The organism is Streptomyces sp. NPDC090127 (assembly GCF_044746945.1).
GTDB lineage: Bacteria > Actinomycetota > Actinomycetes > Streptomycetales > Streptomycetaceae > Streptomyces.
The window spans coordinates 208038-224711 of sequence record NZ_JBIVDE010000006.1 but is presented as its reverse complement, the minus strand read 5'-3'; the positions used below and the strand labels follow the sequence as shown (position 1 = coordinate 224711).

Genomic DNA, 16674 nt, shown 5'->3' with positions numbered 1-16674 from the left:
GCCCCATGAGCGAGTGGGACATCAAGAAGCTGCACATTCTTCGCACCCTCCGTGAGCGCGGGACCGTCACCGCGACCGCGGAGGCGTTGCTCATGACCCCCTCGGCCGTCTCCCAGCAGCTCACCAACCTCGCCAAGCAGCTCGGTGTGCAGCTCCTGGAGGCACAGGGGCGGCGGGTGCGGCTCACCGACGCCGCGCATCTCGTGCTGCGCCACGCCGAAGTCGTCTTCGCCCAGTTGGAGCGGGCCGACGCCGAGCTGGACGGGTATCTGCGCGGCGAGGCCGGCCAGGTGCGGGTGGCGGCCTTCTCCACGGCCGTGCCCGCCCTCGTCGTCCCCGCCGTGCAGCAGCTCCGTACCGCCCACCCCGGACTCGACGTCAGGATCCGCGAGGCCGAGGCGGCGGAGGCGTACGAACTCCTCTCCACCGGCGACGTCGACCTTGCGCTCTCGCTGGCCGCCCACGCCCCCTCCGCGCGCGACCCCAAGTTCAGCCGCGTCCCGCTCCTCGCCGACCCGCTCGACGTCGCCCTGCCCGCCGGGCACCCGCTCGCCGACGCGCCCGGCCTGCGGCTCGCCGACCTCTCCGCCGAACCGTGGATCTTCGGCGGCTCCGGACCCTGGTCCGAGATCACCACCGCCGCCTGCGAGGCCGCCGGGTTCGTCCCCGAACAGGCCCACAGCGCCGCCGGCTGGACCACCATCCTCGCCATGGTCGAGGCCGGGATGGGCGTCGCCCTCGTGCCCCGGATGGCCTCCGCGGAACGGCGCGGCGAGCGCGGGGTCGTCATGCGGGTCCTCTCCGCCGACCAGCCGCGCCGCCATGTCGTGGCGGCCGTCCGGCGCGGCGCCGAGGAGGGCCCCGCCGTCGCCCGCGTGCTCACCGCGCTCCGGCAGGCCGCCGTCCAGCGCGAGACGGTGCAGTGAGCCGCCCCATTATTCAGTTCGGCTGAAAGTACCTGTCGAAAACATTCGATGGACCTGGAACGCTCCCCGGGCGCACAGTCGATCCATGAGCTTCGACGAGAACGCCGTGAACGCCGACCCGCACGCCAACGACGCCGCGCCCTACGGCGGTGGCGACCCGTACGCCGACTACCGCACCGGTGACTTCTCCTTCACCGAGCTGGTCGACCTGGCCGACCGTCGTCTCGGCGCCGGTGTCGTCGCCGCCAACGACGAGTTCTTCGCCGAGCGCGAGAACCTCCTCGTCCGCGAGCGCGCCGTCTTCGACCCGGAGCACTTCGGCCACAAGGGCAAGATCATGGACGGCTGGGAGACCCGCCGCCGCCGCGGGGCCGACGCCGAGAACGTCTTCCCCGCCCCGGAGGACCACGACTGGGCGATCGTCCGCCTCGGCGCCCCCGGCGTGATCCGCGGCATCATCGTCGACACCGCCCACTTCCGCGGCAACTACCCGCAGCGCGTCTCGATCCAGGCCACCGCCGTCGAGGGGTCGCCCAGCCCCGAGCAGCTGCTCGCCGACGACGTGAAGTGGGAGGAGCTCGTCCCGCCCACCCCCGTGCGCGGCCACGCCGCCAACGGCTTCGAGATCGACGCCGAGCGCCGCTTCACCCACGTACGGGTCTGCCAGCACCCCGACGGCGGCATCGCGCGGCTGCGCGTCCACGGCGAGGTCGTCCCTGACCCCGAGTGGCTGGAGCTGCTCGGCACCCTCGACCTGGTCTCCGTCCTCAACGGAGGCGTGTACGAGGACGCGTCGGACAAGTTCTACTCCTCGCCGACCCAGATCATCCTGCCCGGCACCTCCCGCAAGATGGACGACGGCTGGGAGAACCGCCGCCGCCGGGTCCGGGACACCAACGACTGGGTCCGCTTCCGGCTCGCCGCCCAGGGCGCCGTACGCGCCGTCGAGATCGACACCGCCTACCTCAAGGGCAACTCGGCCGGCTGGATCGCGCTCCAGGGCTGCAACGGCGACCCCTCGGGAAGCGCGGAGTGGTTCGAGATCATCCCCCGGACCAAGCTCCAGCCCGACACCCTGCACCGCTTCAAGCTCCCCGCGCAGGCCGTCGTCACCCACGTCCGCCTCGACGCCTTCCCCGACGGCGGCGTCGCCCGGATGCGCCTGCACGGCGCGCTGACGGAGCAGGGCGCGGCCGACCTCCGCGCCCGCTACACGGCGCTCGGCGGCTGAGCGCCCGACCGAAGATCTCCGCCCGGCGGGCGGCCGCGCACGACGCCCGCCCGCCGAGCGGACTCGAACGGACGAAGGGGCACCTCCGTGGGGGAGGGTGCCCCTTCGTCCTTCCGCCGGATCCGCCTCGCTACGCGGCCGATGCCGCGTCCGCGGCCTGTGCCTTCAGGGCGCGCTCGACCCCCGCACGGCACTCCGTCACCAGACGCCGCAGCGCCGGAGCCGGCTGGTTCTCCGTGATCCAGGCGTCCGTGGCGTCCAGGGTCTCCTGCGAGACCTGGAGCGTCGGGTACAGGCCGACCACGATCTGCTGGATCATCTCGTGGCTACGGGTCTCCGAGACGCCCTTGATCGAGGCGAAGTACTTCGCCGTGTACGGAGCGAGCAGCTCACGCTGGTCGGTCTGCACGAAGCCACCGATCACCGCCTCCTGCACCGCGTTCGCCAGCTTGTCGGACTCCACCACCGACGCCCACGCCTCGGCCTTGGCCGCCTCGGTCGGACGCGCCGCCCGCGCGGTCGCCGCGTGCCGCTCGCCCGCCGCCGTACGGTCCCGCTCCAGCTCCGCCGCGATCTCCGACTCGTCGAAGACGCCGGTCGCCGCGAGCCGGTGCACGAACGCCCAGCGCAGCTCGGTGTCGACGGCCAGGCCCTCGATCGACTCGCCGCCCTCCAGCAGGGCCGCGAGCAGGTCCAGCTGCTGCGGCGTACGGGCCGTGGCGGCGAACGCCCGCGCCCACGCCAGCTGGTGGTCGCTCGCCGGCTCGGCCGCGCGCAGGTGCGCCAGCGTCGCGTCGGTCCAGCGGGTCAGCCCCGCCTCACGCCACTCCGGCGCCGCGTACAGCTCCAGGGCCGCCTTCACCTGGCCCTGGAGCGACTGCACCATCCCGATGTCGCTCTCCTTGGAGATGCCGGAGAGGACCAGGTCCAGGTAGTCGCGCGTCGCCAGCTCGCCGTCCCGCGTCATGTCCCAGGCCGAGGCCCAGCACAGCGCGCGCGGCAGCGACTCGGCGAAGTCACCGAGGTGCGCCGTGACGTTCTTCAGCGACTCCTCGTCGAGCCGGACCTTGGCGTACGACAGGTCGTCGTCGTTGAGCAGCACGACCGCGGGGCGCCGCTTGCCCGTCAGCTCCGGTACGGCCGTCAGCTCGGCCGCCTCGATGTCCAGCTCCAGACGGTCGGTGCGGACCAGCCTGCCCGTCGCGTCCAGGTCGTAGAAGCCGATCGCGATCCGGTGCGGACGCAGCGTCGACGCGCCCTTGGCGCCCACCGGCAGCGCCGGGGCCTCCTGCCGGACCGCGAAGGAGGTGAGGACCCCGTTCTCGTCGGTCTCGATCTCCGGGCGCAGGATGTTGATGCCGGCCGATTCCAGCCACAGCTTCGACCAGGCCTTCAGGTCACGGCCGGAGGTCTCCTCCAGCGCGCCGAGCAGGTCGGACAGCCGGGTGTTGCCGAAGGCGTGCGCCTTGAAGTACGCCTGGACGCCCTTGAAGAACTCGTCCTGACCGACGTACGCCACCAGCTGCTTGAGCACCGAGGCGCCCTTGGCGTAGGTGATGCCGTCGAAGTTGACCAGCACGTCCTCGAGATCGTTGATCTCGGCCATGATCGGGTGCGTGGACGGCAGCTGGTCCTGGCGGTACGCCCAGGTCTTCTCCGCGTTGGCGAAGGTGGTCCAGGCGTTCGGCCAGCGGGTGCCCGGCACGGCGGCCTGGCAGGCGACCGAGGTGAAGGTCGCGAACGACTCGTTCAGCCACAGGTCGTTCCACCACTCCATGGTGACCAGGTCGCCGAACCACATGTGCGCGAGCTCGTGCAGGATCGTCTCGGCCCGGCGCTCGTACGCCGCGTCCGTCACCTTCGAGCGGAAGACGTACTGGTCGCGGATGGTGACCGCGCCCGCGTTCTCCATCGCGCCCGCGTTGAACTCCGGCACGAAGAGCTGGTCGTACTTGGCGAACGGGTAGTCGTACGCGAACTTCTCCTGGAACCAGTCGAAGCCCTGGCGCGTGACGTCGAAGATGTGGTCCGCGTCGAGGTACTCGGCGAGCGACGGCCGGCAGTAGATGCCGAGCGGGACGGTCTGGCCGTCCTTCTCGTAGGTCGAGTGCACCGCGTGGTACGGCCCGGCGATCAGCGCCGTGATGTACGTGGAGATCCGCGGGGTGGGCTCGAAGACCCACATGTCGTCCTTGGGCTCCGGCGTCGGCGAGTTGGAGATCACCGTCCAGCCGCTCGGCGCCTTCACGGTGAACTGGAAGGTCGCCTTCAGGTCCGGCTGCTCGAAGGAGGCGAAGACCCGACGGGCGTCCGGCACCTCGAACTGGGTGTACAGATACGCCTGGTCGTCGACCGGGTCGACGAAGCGGTGCAGGCCCTCACCGGTGTTCGTGTACGCGCAGTCCGCGACGACGCGCAGCTCGTTCCGGCCCTCGTGCAGATGGCGCAGCGCGATCCGTGAGTCCCGGAAGACCGCGGCCACCTCGAGCGCGTGCCCGTTGAGCACGACCTCGTGCACGGCGGGGGCGACGAGGTCGACGAAGGTCTCCGCGTTCGCCTCGGCGGAATCGAAGCGGACGGTGGTGACGGACCGGTAGGTGCCGCCCTCCTGCGCACCGGAGAGGTCGAGTTCGACCTCGTACGCGTCCACGGTCAGCAGCTTCGCCCGCTGCTGCGCCTCTTCACGGGTCAGGTTTGTGCCAGGCACCCGGTCAACTCCTCGGTTTCGTGACGTTTGGGTCATCCTTCCACGCACCGGCTCAGCGCCGCACCGCACATTTCCACGGCCCGTCCCCGCTGATCCGCAGCAGTCCCGGGCCGGGCACGGGCGCGCTGACGCGGACCTCGCCGATCTCGTTGACGAGCAGGTCCTGGTCCTCCACGTCGTAGGCGGGTTCGCGTGGCGGGGTGTGCTGGTGGACGGTGAAGTTCGACTCGCCGTGGTGGAAGAAGTCGAGGACGGCCGGCGGCCCGTCGTAGACGACGAGGTCGTGGGCGAGGCCCTCGATGTGGCTGTCGAAGCGGCGGGCGTGGCTGAGCGGGAGGACCCGCAGGGTCCAGGGGGTGTCCGCCTCGACCCGCAGGCTCAGCGGCCGGTCGCGCGGGACGACGGCGACGGTACGGGCCCGGACGTCGTCCTCGTAGGCGGTGAGCAGATAGTCCTCGGCGCGGCCGTAGGCGTCGCAGGACTCGATGGTGGTGGAGATCGAGTGGTACGACTCGATCTCCAGGAGCGCCCAGCCCGGCGGGAGGGCCGGGTCGCAGTGCACGGTCTCCTTGCCGCGCCCCTGGTGGGCGGAGGGCCGGAAGGACGAGGAGAAGGCGTCGACGCCGGGGTACGAGGACGCGGCGGGCGGCGCGTACACCGGGGCCTGGTCGTCGACCGGCGGCGCGAAGGGGCCGTACGTCCCGGCGGGGCCCGGGCCGCGCGCCTGCTGGGCGGCGGGGGCGTACGCCTGGGTGGGGGCCGGCCGCGGTGGGGGGACGTGGCCCGGGGCCGGGGCGGGCGGGGGGACGTAGCCCGGGCCCGGGATGGGGGCGGGCGGGGGCTCGACCACGATGCCGAAGTCCGTCGCGAGCCCGGCGAGCCCGGAGGCGTACCCCTGCCCCACCGCGCGGAACCGCCAGCCGCCCTCGCGCCGGTAGAACTCGCCGAAGACGAACGCCGTCTCGCTCGTCGCGTTCCCGATGGCGAAGTACGCGACGGGCCCGCCCGCCAGGTCCGTGACCCGGACGTCGAGCGCGGGCACCCGGCCGAACGGCCCGCCGTCGGCGGAGGCGGCGACCACGACCCGGTCGATCGCGGGCTCCACGCGCGCGAGGTCGAGCCACAGCCAGTCCGCCGCCGCGCTGCCCGGCGCGCCCGGCGCCGACTTCCCCAGGTGCCGTACCGCGCCGGAGGGGTGCTCGACCTGGTTGTAGAAGACGAGGTCCCCGTCCCCGCGCACCCGCCCGCCGCCGTCGAGCAGCAGCGCGGAGACGTCCACGTCGGGCGCGCCGGGAACGGTCTGCCAGGCCACGGCGACCTGGAGAACCTGGGTGGGCACCGGAAGGCTGGCGCCCTTGGGCAGCTGGGTCATGCTCGGATCCTGTCACCCGGAGGCCCGGCTTCGAACGCGTTGTCCGAATTCCGCCCCGACGGTGACCGCCCGACGGCGACCGCCCGACAGCGACCGCCCGACAGCGACCGTCCGGCGCGGGCCCGGTTGCCCGCGTGCCCGGGTGCCCGCGTGCCCGCGTGGCGCGTGACCGTCCGGCGTGGGACGCCGAAAGGGGCGGTCGCCCTCCCGGACGGCCGCCCCTCCCCGTACGACAGCGGTTCTCAGCCCCGCAGCTCCGCCGCGACCAGCTCCGCGATCTGCACCGCGTTCAGCGCGGCGCCCTTGCGCAGGTTGTCGTTGGACAGGAAGAGCGCCAGGCCGTTGTCCACGGTCTCGTCCACGCGGATGCGGCCCACGTACGACACGTCCTTGCCGGCGGCCTGGAGCGGAGTCGGGATCTCGGAGAGCTCGACGCCCTCGGCGTCCTTGAGCAGCTCGTACGCGCGCTCGACGCTGATGGGACGCTCGAAGCGGACGTTGACCTGGAGCGAGTGGCCGGAGAAGACCGGGACGCGCACGCAGGTGCCGGAGACCTTCAGGCCGGGGATCTCCAGGATCTTGCGGGACTCGTTGCGGAGCTTCTGCTCCTCGTCGGTCTCGAAGGTGCCGTCGTCGACGATCGAGCCGGCCAGCGGGACGACGTTGAAGGCGATGGGGCGCTTGTAGACGGCCGGCTCGGGGAACTCCACGGCCTCGCCGTCGAACGCCAGCTGGTCGGCGTTCTCGGCGACGGCGCACGCCTGCGTGCGCAGCTCGGCGACGCCCGCGACGCCCGAGCCGGAGACGGCCTGGTAGGTCGTGGCGATCAGCGCGGTGAGGCCGGCCTCCTGGTGGAGCGGCTTGAGGACCGGCATGGCGGCCATCGTGGTGCAGTTCGGGTTGGCGATGATGCCCTTGGGGCGGTCCTTGATCGCGTGCGGGTTGACCTCGGAGACCACCAGCGGGACCTCGGGGTCGCGGCGCCACGCGGAGGAGTTGTCGATCACGACCGCGCCCTGCGAGGCGACCTTCTCGGCGAGGGCCTTGGAGGTCGCGCCACCGGCGGAGAACAGGACGATGTCGAGACCGGTGTAGTCGGCCGTGGAGGCGTCCTCGACCGTGACCCCGTCGACGACGGTGCCGGCGGAGCGGGCGGAGGCGAAGAGCCGCAGCTCGTCGACAGGGAACTTCCGCTCGGCCAGGATGCCGCGCATGACTGTGCCGACCTGACCGGTGGCTCCGACGATTCCGACCTTCACGGGGGTTCCTCCGTACGTTTGTGCAGGCTGCTGCGGTCCATGATGCGTATGTCCTGGCCCGGCTTGTCCAATCCATTGTCCGAGGTTCGGGACGGGAGCGATACGGGAAGGGGCGGGCGCCGTTCCCGGCGCCCGCCCCTCACGCGTGGTGCGTGTCACGTACTGCGGTGTTACGGAGTGACCTTGCCGATCACGACGCTGCCCGCGCCCGCGACCGTGCCGCGCGCGTTCACCAGCTGGACCTCGCCGAAGAACTGCCGGCCCTCGGGCGCGGCACCGGCGACCAGCACCTGGGCGCCGACCGTGGCGCTCGCGCCGCTGGCCAGCGGGTAGCTCTTGGCCGAGTCGACCTGGACGCTGCCGAGCGCGGCCGAGTAGTACACGTCCTTGTAGTCGAAGGTCGTGCCGCCCGCGGCCTGCACCGAGTAGCCGTCGATCACGATCGTGTAGGTACCGGCGGCCGGCTTGACCAGCGAGACGGCCTCCTCCGAGTCGCCGTCGGCGGCCTGGCCCACCTGCACGCCGTCGAGCAGGACCGTCAGGTCGAGGTCGGCGGCCTTGTCCGAGGTGTTGCCGATCGCCACGTCGAGCCGCTCGACACCCTCACCGACGGTGACGGTCTTGATCTGCTGCTCGTGGTGCTGGATCGTCGGCGTCTCGACCTTGGCCGAGCCCAGCGGGCCGCCCTTCAGCTTGCCCTCGATGCCGGCGAACTCGTTGGTGACGGTCCACTCGACGGCGGCCGGGGTGCCGACCTTCGCCTCGGGAACGGTCTGGACGGCCGGGTCGAACGCGGCGCCGAGCACCGAGACGTCCAGCTTGTACGGGTTGTCCAGGTCGGGTGAGGTGCGACGCGCCTCGACCTCGATCTCCCAGACGCCCGGCGTCGGGTTGGCGTACGAACGCAGGTCCGCGCGGCAGCCGTTGCCCGGGTTGTAGTGCGGGTAGCAGACGTTGGACGCGGTGGACTCGAAGGCCACGCCGTACGGGTGGATCGAGATGAACCGGGTCTGGCTCTTCTCCTTCAGACCGCCGAGGGCGACCTCGAGGGTCTTGGCGCCCTCCGGCACGGTCACGAAGTAGGACTTGTGACTGTTGCGCTGGACGGAGCCCTGGGCGGAGAGGCCGAAGCCGGGCGCGACCAGGTCGGACGCGACGACCGAGGTGGCCAGGATCTGCTTGTCGACGCCCTCGGTGCGGTCGTCGTCGGCCTCCAGGATCACGCTGTGCACACCGGTGGTGGTGGGCTTCGCCTGGATCTTGACGGTGACCGGCTTGTTCAGCGGCAGGTCGACGTCGTCGTCGCCGAGGATCCGGAAGGTGCCGTCGTTGTACTTCAGGTCCAGCTCGTGCTCGATCGGCCGGTTCGGGCCGTTCGTGCGCGTGATGGTGACGTCGTAGACCTTCTTCTGGCCGACCTTGAGGCCGCCCTCACGGTCGTACACACCGGTGCCGGTGTGCGGGGCCGGGAAGATCGCGGTGTCGACCGGGGCCTCGACCTTGTAGTCGTGCGCCGTGGCGCCGTCCTTGATCGACTCCCAGGCCTCGGTGATGTCGATCCGGCCCGAGCCCTGCTCGTGCGCCGCGACACCGGGGATCCGCTCGGCGGTCGAGGTGAGCGCGGTGCGCAGGGTCAGCGGGTCGAGCTCGATCCGCTTCTGCTTCGCGGCCGAGAGCAGCAGCGCGCTCGCGCCCGCGACCTGCGGGGAGGACATCGAGGTGCCGTTGAGCATCCCGTAACCGGCGGGCAGCGCGTAGCCGGACTCGGCGACGCCGGCGCCGGCCTGCCAGGTCGGGATGGTGTTCACGGCCGAACCCGGACCGGTGATGGTCGGGGTGAAGCCGCCGTCCTCACGCGGGCCGCGCGAGGAGAAGGGGAACATCGCGTACGACTTGGTGACGTCCGAGCCGTAGTTGGCGGCCCAGGTCGACCGGGAGATCGCCGCGCCGACCGAGACGACCTTGTCGGCCAGGCCGGGGTCGCCGATCGTGTTGATGCCCGGGCCGGAGTTGCCGGCCGAGATGATCAGCTGCACGCCGTACTGGTCGATCAGTCGCGTGTAGAGACGGGCGCGGACGTTGTCGCCGTCGTTCTGCGCGGGCAGGCCGCCGATCGACATGTTGACGATGTCGACGCCGCGGTTGACGACGAGGTCCGTCATGCCCTCGGTGAGGGCGGTGTTGGTGCAGCCGCCGGTCCAGGTGCACGCGCGCGAGGAGACGATCTTCGCGCCGGGCGCCGCGCCGTTCATCTTGCCGCCGAAGAGGCTGTGGGCGGCGGTGATGCCGGCGACGTGCGTGCCGTGGGAGGACTCGACGACGCCGATGTTGACGAAGTCGGCCTTCTTGCCGACCCAGGTCCCGCCGAGCGGGTCCATCGCGACGTCCTTGCGGATCTCGACGACGAACGGCGTCTTCTCGACGACCTCGGTGGCCGGGTTGTCGGTACCGAAGTAGCCGACCTGGTACCCGTTCTTGTACGGCTTCATCGGCGCGTTGTCCGTGAAGTCGTTGTTCTGGTCGGTGTCGACGCGGACGGTCCCGGCGGCCGGGTCGTACAGCATGCCGAAGAGGTCGGTCGTGTCGCCGTCGCGGTTGATGTCACCGGCCGGGTCGCCGCCGGCCGTGATGGCCTCGTTGAAGCGGCTGAACTGGTAGGTGCCCGCGGGCGCCTTCCAGGACTGCGAGGAGGCGGTGAAGACCGGGCCCGCGACGGGAGTGATCTGGGCGCGCCAGGTGCCGTCCTGCTCGGTCAGCGGGTCGGTGGAGGTGACCCAGTCGACGATCTTGCGCTCGCCGGTGGTGGTCTTCTGCAGCGCCGGGTGACCGAGGTCCACGCCGGAGTCGAGGATGCCGATGGTCACGCCCCGGCCGTCGGCGCGGGGGTTGTCCTCGACGAAGTCGACGGCACCCGTCTCGTGGGACGGGTTGTACGGGTTCTTCGCCGGGGTGTTCTTGCCCGGCGCCGGGTACGTCCGGCTGACCGTGGTGCCCTCGACGGCGCCGGCGGTGCCGGCGTCCGGGGTCGGGTCGTCGAGCTGGATCTCCGCCTGGAGGTCGATCGACTGGACCGTGGAGAGCGTGGTGGCCGCCTTGATGGCGGCCTCCGCCTTGGCGGTCGGGATCGTGGCGCGGACGTAGCCGAGCTTGTCGTCCTGCCGGCCGACGGAGGCGCCCTGGACGGCGTCGAGCTGGCCCGCGACCTGCTCGGTGGCGCCGGGGGCGGTGGCCACGAGGATCGTGACGTTCTTCTCGCCGGTCGCCTCGGCCTCGGTGAGCCGCTGGGCGTCGGTCGGGCCGAGCTTGTCGGCGGAGTCGGAGGACTTGACCGGGGGAGTGGTCGCCGGGTCGTCGGCGGCCAGGACCGGCGCGGCGCCGGCCGCGATGAGCGCGGTCACGAGGCCCGCGGCGGCGGCGATCCGGGCGGCGCGTCTGTGCCCGGGGGTCGAGCGCCCGGATATGGAGCTCTGAGTTTCGGGGGTGGTCATTTACATCCCTGTTTGTGAAAGAAGAGGGTCCGGATTCCGGTACCGGATGACCGCTCAGCCTTTCGCAAGTGACAGGGGTTTGTAGAGAGTTGGAGTGGGCGGGATGGCGCCGTGGCGCACATCCGCCACCTCGCGTGATCCGCCACGGAGGACGTAACCGTGCGAAACGTGACGAGCCGACCCCCGCTTACCGCTGGTTAGTTGTCCTTTGTACGGGCGTAGTGGCGCGAGGCCTTGGCCCGGTTGCCGCAGATCGCCATCGAGCACCAGCGCCGGGTGCCGTTCCGTGAGGTGTCGAAGAAGTGCAGGATGCACGCCTCGTGGGCGCAGGACCGGATGCGGTCCGGTGCGCTGCGCAGCAGGTCGAGGTGGTCGCGGGCGGCGGTCCAGCCGGGGCCCCAGGCGGGGTCGGCGAACTCGGGCGCCTCGCCCGGGCCCTCGGGGGTGAGGGTGGCCCGGATGCGGCCGTGGTCGAGCACGGCGTCGACCCGGGTGACGGCGTCGGGGTCGCCGGGCCGCTCGACGAGCCCGGCGAGGGCGTCGCGGGCGGTGAGCGTGTGCCGGAGGGTGGCCGCGTCGGCGGTGAAGCGCGTGTCGAGCCCGTTGGCGGCGAGCCAGACGGCCAGGCCCTCGGTGTCGGTGAGCAGGTCCTGGCGTACACCGTCCGCCATCCAGCGGGTGTTCAGCAGGTCGAGGGAGACGGGCTCGCCGACCAGGGGCCGGGGGTCGGACACGGTCATGACGGGCACCTCCTGGAGGAACTAACCCCTCAAGGTTACGTGACTGGTTGCGCGACCTTGTTCTAACCACTAACGTGACGTTCACAGGTTAGCGCTCGGCCGAGGAGAGGGGAATCGCCATGTCGGCGATCGGAACGCTGAAGACCAACCACGTGGGGCTGAACGTCACGGACCTGGAGCGCTCGCTCGGGTTCTACGGAGACGTGCTGGGCTTCGAGGTGCTCGGCGAGGGCAAGGAGGAGGGGCGGCGGTACGCCTTCCTGGGCCAGGGCGGACAGCTCGTCCTCACGCTCTGGCAGCAGGCGGAGGGCGCGTACGACTCCGGCCGCGCGGGCCTGCACCACCTCGCGTGGGAGGCCGAGTCGAGCGAGCGGGTCAAGGCGGCGGAGGAGGCGCTGAAGGCGCGCGGGGCGGACTTCGCCTACGAGGGCGTGGTCCCGCACTCCGAGGGCGGCGCCTCGGGCGGAATCTTCTTCCACGACCCTGACGGCACCCGCCTGGAGATCTTCGCCCCGAACGGCGGGGAGGATGCCCACGCCCCCACCGAGGGGGCCCCGACCTGCGGCTTCTTCTAACCAACCGGCCCACGCCCCACCCGGGGCAGGGCCGGACACGCACCCCCACCGAGGGCCGGGGCCGAACCCCACCGAGGGCCGGAACACGCACCCCACCGAGGGCCGGGGCCGAACCCCACCCGAGGGCCGAGGCCGAACCCCACCCGAGGGCCGGGGCCGAACCCCACCCGAGGGCCGGGGCCGAACCCCACCCGAGGGCCGAGGCCGAACCCCACCCGAGGGACGGCCCCCGGCCCCCGCCCCCGGCCCCCGGCGCCCGTCCCCGTCCCGCCCCCGGCCCCCGGCCCCCGCCCCCGCCCCCGTCCACGAAAGGTCGCCCACGTCATGGACGCCTACAACGCAGGCTCCCGCGCCGTCCAGGACCGCGTCGGCGTCCGGGAGGCCGCCGCCCACATCGGGCGCTCCATCTCCGCCGGCATCCGGCCCGTCGCCGCGGCCTTCCTTGAGCTCCAGCCCATGCTGGTGCTCGCCGCGGCGGACGGGGACGGCCGGCTCTGGAGCACGCTCCTGACCGGCGCCCCCGGCTTCGCCCGGGCGACCGGCCCGCACACGATCTCCGTGGCGGCCCCGCCGCCCGCCCCCGGCCCCGCCCCGGTCGGGACGATCGCGCTCGACCCGCGCACCCGGCGCCGTATGCGCCTCAACGGCGTCGCCCGCCCCAGCGCCCGCGGCTTCACCGTCGAGGCGGAGCAGGTCTTCTCCAACTGCCCGAAGTACATCCAGAAGCGGGAGCTGTACGCCCCCGACCACACCACCCCGCCCGGCGCCCCGCTCCACGGCGCCGCGCTCACCCCCGCCCAGCAGGGGTTCGTCCGGGCCGCCGACACCTTCTTCATCGCGACCGCCGCCCCCGACGGCCTGGACGCGAGCCACCGCGGCGGCCTCCCCGGCTTCGTCGAGGTCGCGTCGCCCACGGAACTGAGCTGGCGGGACTACCCCGGCAACGCGATGTTCCTGACCCTCGGCAATCTGGAGGCGGACGACCGCGCGGGCCTGCTCTTCCCCGACTGGCGCACCGGCACCACGCTCCAGCTCTCCGGCGCGGCGGCGACGACGTACGCCGAGGACGGCAGCCGCACCACCCGGCTGCGGATCGAGCGGGTCGTCGAGTCCCCGTCCGCGAGCCCCCTGCGGTGGTCGGACCCCGAGTTCTCCCCGGCGAACCCACCCCTCCGCCCGTCCGGAGATCCCGCGTCCCCCGAGGACCCCGCATGACGACCACCGCCCCCGCCCGCCCGCAGCCGAGGGCCGTGGCCCTGGCGACCGCCGTCAGCGTCACCGCCCTGCTCGCCCTGGTCGCCCTGGGCACCGTCCTCCACCAGCCCCTGCTGATCCCGCCCCTGGCGGCCAGCATGGCGCTGGTGGCGGGCGCCCCCGACCTGCCGCTCGCCCAGCCCCGCTCGGTCGTCGGCGGCCAACTCCTCTCCGCGCTCACCGGTTTCGGCGTGCTCCTGGTCACCGGCCCGTCCCTCTGGGGCGCCGCGCTCGCCGGTGGCCTCGCGCTCGGCGTCATGATGGCGGCCCGCACCCCGCACTCGCCCGCCGCCGCCACGGCCGTGATCGTCACCCTCCAGAATCCGCCGTTCCTCACCTTCCTCGCACTGCTCGCCCTCGCCAGCGCCCTGCTCGTCGCCGTCGGCCTCGCGGGCGCCCGCGTGACCGGGCGGACGTACCCCACCTACTGGCTCTGACGTTCTAACCTCACTCCATGAAGAAGGAGTTGAGGGTGGCGGCCTACGCCGTGTGTGTCCGTGACGACGAGATCCTCCTCGCCCGCTGGGTGGACCGCACCGGAGTCAAGCGGTGGACGCTGCCCGGCGGCGGGATGGACCACGGCGAGGAGCCGGTCGACACCGTCGTCCGCGAGGTGGAGGAGGAGACGGGCTATCTGACCGAGCCGGTCGCGCTGCTCGGCATCGACTCCGTCCGCCGCGCCTGGCTCCGCAGACCCGCCGCTCCCGGCGACTTCCAGGGCCTGCGCATCCTCTACGCGTCCCGGATCACCGGCGGCTCCCTGCGCCCCGAGACCGGCGGCTCCACCGACCTCGCCGCCTGGCATCCGATCGCCACCGTCCCCGACCTCCCCCGCGTCGAACTCGTCGACATCGGCATCCAGTTGTGGCGCGAACGCCCTCCCGTCGGACGCTCCCGGCTCACCGATCCCGCGAACGGCTGAAACTCGCTCAACCGGAGCAGCCCCGCTCAACCCCCCGCCCCGCCCCCGGGTCCCCTCCCGCGACCGCGGTACACCCGTGGAAACCGCACGCGAACAGGGGAACCCGCATGACATCCGTACGCGCAGCACGCACCGCCCTCGCCGCCACCGCCGTGGTGGCCCTCACGGCCGGAGCGCTCGCCGCACCCGCCGTCGCCGCGACGACGTCGAAGAAGCCCGGTCACACCGCCACCCAGCAGGCCCTCGACGCGGCGGTCGCGGAAGGGGTGCCCGGAGCCGTCGCGCAGGCCCGCTCCGGCCGCACCGGCTGGACCGGGACCGCCGGCGAGCGTGGCGGCCAGGACCGCTACCGGGTCGGCTCGATCACCAAGACCTTCGTCGCCACCGTCCTGCTCCAGCTCCAGGCCGAGCACCGCCTCGACCTCGACGACCCGGTCGAGAAGTGGCTGCCGGGCGTGGTCCGCGGCCACGGCCACGACGGCCGGAAGACCACCGTGCGCCAGCTCCTCAACCACACCAGCGGGATCTACGACGTCACCTCCGACCCGGGGTTCCAGCAGAAGGTCTTCGGCCCGGAGTTCCTGGAGAACCGGTACGACACCTGGACCCCGGAGCAGCTCGTCGCCGTCGCCATGACCCACGAGCCGGACTTCGCCCCCGGGACCGCCTGGTCGTACTCCAACACCAACTACGTCCTGGCCGGGATGGTGATCGAGAAGGTGACCGGCCGCCCCTACGGCAAGGAGGTCGAGCGGCGGATCGTCAAGCCGCTGAAGCTGCGGGCCACCAGCGTGCCGGGGACGAGGACGACGCTGCCGCAGCCGAGTTCACGGGCGTACTCGAAGCTCTCGATCGACCCGGACGCGACGACGATCCACGACGTCACCGAGCTGAACCCGTCCCTCGCCCACGCGGCGGGCGAGATGATCTCCGACTCCAACGATCTGCAGACGTTCTACCGGGCCCTGTTCAAGGGGAAGCTGCTGCCGAAGGGCGAACTGCGGGAGATGACGCGGACCGTGCCGATCAGTGCGGAGCACCCGGAGTTCTCCTACGGCCTGGGGCTCCAGCAGCAGAAGCTGAGCTGCGGCAAGGAGGTCTGGGGCCACGGCGGGGGCATCCACGGCTCCTCCTCGGAGGCCCACACCACCCGCGACGGCGAGCACTCGCTCGCCCTGAACTTCAACGCCGACTGGGCGGGAGACAGTCAGCGGGTGGTCGAGGCCGAGTTCTGCGGCAGCTGACACCCGCGGCTCACCGCGGCAGGACGACGACGTACGCGGCGGGCTGCCGGTCCTTCGCGGCCATCAGGGCCGTACGGACCACGGTGGCCTGCTGGTCCATCGCCTCGCGCAGCTTGCGCGGGGTGACGTGGACGACCGTGATGCCGAGCCGCTCCAGGTGCTCGCGCTTACGGGTGTACTCCGACCACAGCGCGTCGTCGTCCTGCCGGGGCGCCCGGGTGTCCAGCTCCAGGGCCACGGCCTGGTCGGGCCAGTAGGCGTCCAGGCCGCCGAGGTGCGGTCCGCCGGGCAGCCGCAGGTCCACGTTCCACAGCGGGTCCGGCAGGGCGAACTCCCGCACCATCTGGTAGAGCCGCTCCTCGGCGATGCTCCGGCCCTCGGCGAGCAGCGAGTCGACGGCGTCGACGACGTGCGGGCGGTCGAGCAGCCGGGCTCGGTTCAACTCCCGTACCACCATGCCGGGTTCGCAGTGCCCACCGCGCACGGCCTCGGTGAGCAGCCGGCGCACCATGCCGGCGTCGGTCAGCCCGGAGACCGCGTCGGCGAGGGCCCGGGCGACCGGCGCGACGGGGATCCCGGAGAGGTCCAGCGGCTCGGGCATGTCCTGCGCCCGCACCACCCGGACCCCGCCGGTGGAGCGCGGCCGGCGGGTGCGCGGCACCAGGACGTCGATCCGGTCCAGGGCGGGCAGCGCGGGGGCGGAGGAGAAGCGGTGCAGAGCGAGCGCGGCGAGCCCGGTGATCATCGCCTCGGAGTCCCGGGTGTGGAGCAGCGCGGCCCGCAGCCGGTCGGCGGTGAGGGGGAGGGGCCGGGGGGTGATGGGGGTGTTCTGGTTCATGCCGGGGGTCTTCCGCTCCCCGCCCCCTCACTAACCGCTGTTACAAGCGCGTCGCCAAACCGGGACAACCTCGCCCTAAAGTACGCACGTTCGACTGCCGATGAGGGATGCTCCCGAC

13 protein-coding genes are annotated in these 16674 nt (G+C 72.3%); 7 read left to right on the top strand and 6 right to left on the bottom strand.

Going from position 1 to position 16674, the window contains the following annotated elements; genetic code table 11:
- The first annotated feature begins 5 nt into the window (after positions 1-5).
- Both ACIPPS_RS23030 and alc read left to right on the top strand, forming a co-directional pair.
- Positions 6-926 carry a LysR family transcriptional regulator gene (locus ACIPPS_RS23030; protein ID WP_401435116.1) on the top strand — a complete coding sequence of 307 codons (921 nt, stop codon included), beginning with the start codon at positions 6-8 and terminating at the stop codon, positions 924-926.
- An 85-nt stretch (positions 927-1011) separates the two neighbouring features.
- Positions 1012-2157: an allantoicase gene (gene alc / locus ACIPPS_RS23025; protein WP_401435113.1), complete on the top strand. Its 1146-nt coding sequence runs from the start codon at positions 1012-1014 to the stop codon at positions 2155-2157.
- Positions 2158-2287: 130 nt separating this feature from the next.
- On the opposite strand, the gene pepN is transcribed toward alc, so the two are convergent.
- The 5 genes from pepN to ACIPPS_RS23000 form a co-directional block, all read right to left on the bottom strand.
- Positions 2288-4864: an aminopeptidase N gene (pepN, locus tag ACIPPS_RS23020; RefSeq protein WP_401435111.1), complete on the bottom strand. Its 2577-nt coding sequence runs from the start codon at positions 4862-4864 to the stop codon at positions 2288-2290.
- Between the two features lie 52 nt (positions 4865-4916).
- Complete coding sequence (locus tag ACIPPS_RS23015) at positions 4917-6236, bottom strand: TerD family protein (protein ID WP_401435109.1); 1320 nt, start codon at positions 6234-6236, stop codon at positions 4917-4919.
- A gap of 242 nt (positions 6237-6478) precedes the next feature.
- A complete protein-coding gene (locus ACIPPS_RS23010; protein WP_401435108.1) occupies positions 6479-7495 on the bottom strand; it encodes an aspartate-semialdehyde dehydrogenase in 1017 nt (338 codons plus the stop codon).
- 170 nt (positions 7496-7665) lie between these two features.
- Complete coding sequence (locus ACIPPS_RS23005) at positions 7666-10983, bottom strand: S8 family serine peptidase (protein WP_401435105.1); 3318 nt, start codon at positions 10981-10983, stop codon at positions 7666-7668.
- A gap of 197 nt (positions 10984-11180) precedes the next feature.
- Positions 11181-11723: a CGNR zinc finger domain-containing protein gene (locus tag ACIPPS_RS23000; RefSeq protein WP_401435103.1), complete on the bottom strand. Its 543-nt coding sequence runs from the start codon at positions 11721-11723 to the stop codon at positions 11181-11183.
- A 119-nt stretch (positions 11724-11842) separates the two neighbouring features.
- Here ACIPPS_RS23000 and ACIPPS_RS22995 point away from each other — a divergent pair, with 119 nt between their 5' ends.
- The 5 genes from ACIPPS_RS22995 (at position 11843) to ACIPPS_RS22975 (ending at position 15718) form a co-directional block, all read left to right on the top strand.
- A complete protein-coding gene (locus ACIPPS_RS22995; RefSeq protein WP_401435101.1) occupies positions 11843-12298 on the top strand; it encodes a VOC family protein in 456 nt (151 codons plus the stop codon).
- A gap of 324 nt (positions 12299-12622) precedes the next feature.
- Complete coding sequence (locus ACIPPS_RS22990; protein WP_401435098.1) at positions 12623-13513, top strand: pyridoxamine 5'-phosphate oxidase family protein; 891 nt, start codon at positions 12623-12625, stop codon at positions 13511-13513.
- The gene (locus tag ACIPPS_RS22985; protein WP_401435095.1) at positions 13510-13989 is read left to right on the top strand and encodes an HPP family protein; all 480 of its coding nucleotides are present in this window, start codon (positions 13510-13512) and stop codon (positions 13987-13989) included. Before ACIPPS_RS22990 ends, ACIPPS_RS22985 begins: the two co-directional genes overlap by 4 nt.
- A 17-nt stretch (positions 13990-14006) precedes the next feature.
- Positions 14007-14474 (top strand): NUDIX hydrolase, encoded by a 468-nt coding sequence (locus ACIPPS_RS22980; RefSeq protein ID WP_401435093.1) that lies wholly within the window; start codon positions 14007-14009, stop codon positions 14472-14474.
- A gap of 107 nt (positions 14475-14581) precedes the next feature.
- Positions 14582-15718, top strand: a complete 1137-nt coding sequence (locus ACIPPS_RS22975; RefSeq protein ID WP_401435091.1) for a serine hydrolase domain-containing protein — start codon at positions 14582-14584, stop codon at positions 15716-15718.
- A gap of 10 nt (positions 15719-15728) precedes the next feature.
- Here ACIPPS_RS22975 and ACIPPS_RS22970 read toward each other — a convergent pair whose 3' ends face one another.
- Complete coding sequence (locus ACIPPS_RS22970) at positions 15729-16556, bottom strand: hypothetical protein (protein ID WP_401435089.1); 828 nt, start codon at positions 16554-16556, stop codon at positions 15729-15731.
- Positions 16557-16674: the final 118 nt, after the last annotated feature.

Bases quoted from the DNA above. Each gene is read 5' to 3' on its own strand.
- alc (WP_401435113.1), top strand. From the start codon at position 1,012: ATGAGCTTCGACGAGAACGCCGTGAACGCCGACCCGCACGCCAACGAC.
- ACIPPS_RS22980 (WP_401435093.1), top strand. From the start codon at position 14,007: ATGAAGAAGGAGTTGAGGGTGGCGGCCTACGCCGTGTGTGTCCGTGAC.
- ACIPPS_RS23015 (WP_401435109.1), bottom strand. From the start codon at position 6,236: ATGACCCAGCTGCCCAAGGGCGCCAGCCTTCCGGTGCCCACCCAGGTT.
- ACIPPS_RS22985 (WP_401435095.1), top strand. From the start codon at position 13,510: ATGACGACCACCGCCCCCGCCCGCCCGCAGCCGAGGGCCGTGGCCCTG.
- ACIPPS_RS22995 (WP_401435101.1), top strand. From the start codon at position 11,843: ATGTCGGCGATCGGAACGCTGAAGACCAACCACGTGGGGCTGAACGTC.
- ACIPPS_RS22970 (WP_401435089.1), bottom strand. From the start codon at position 16,556: ATGAACCAGAACACCCCCATCACCCCCCGGCCCCTCCCCCTCACCGCC.
- ACIPPS_RS22990 (WP_401435098.1), top strand. From the start codon at position 12,623: ATGGACGCCTACAACGCAGGCTCCCGCGCCGTCCAGGACCGCGTCGGC.
- ACIPPS_RS22975 (WP_401435091.1), top strand. From the start codon at position 14,582: ATGACATCCGTACGCGCAGCACGCACCGCCCTCGCCGCCACCGCCGTG.
- ACIPPS_RS23005 (WP_401435105.1), bottom strand. From the start codon at position 10,983: ATGACCACCCCCGAAACTCAGAGCTCCATATCCGGGCGCTCGACCCCC.
- ACIPPS_RS23000 (WP_401435103.1), bottom strand. From the start codon at position 11,723: ATGACCGTGTCCGACCCCCGGCCCCTGGTCGGCGAGCCCGTCTCCCTC.
- ACIPPS_RS23030 (WP_401435116.1), top strand. From the start codon at position 6: ATGAGCGAGTGGGACATCAAGAAGCTGCACATTCTTCGCACCCTCCGT.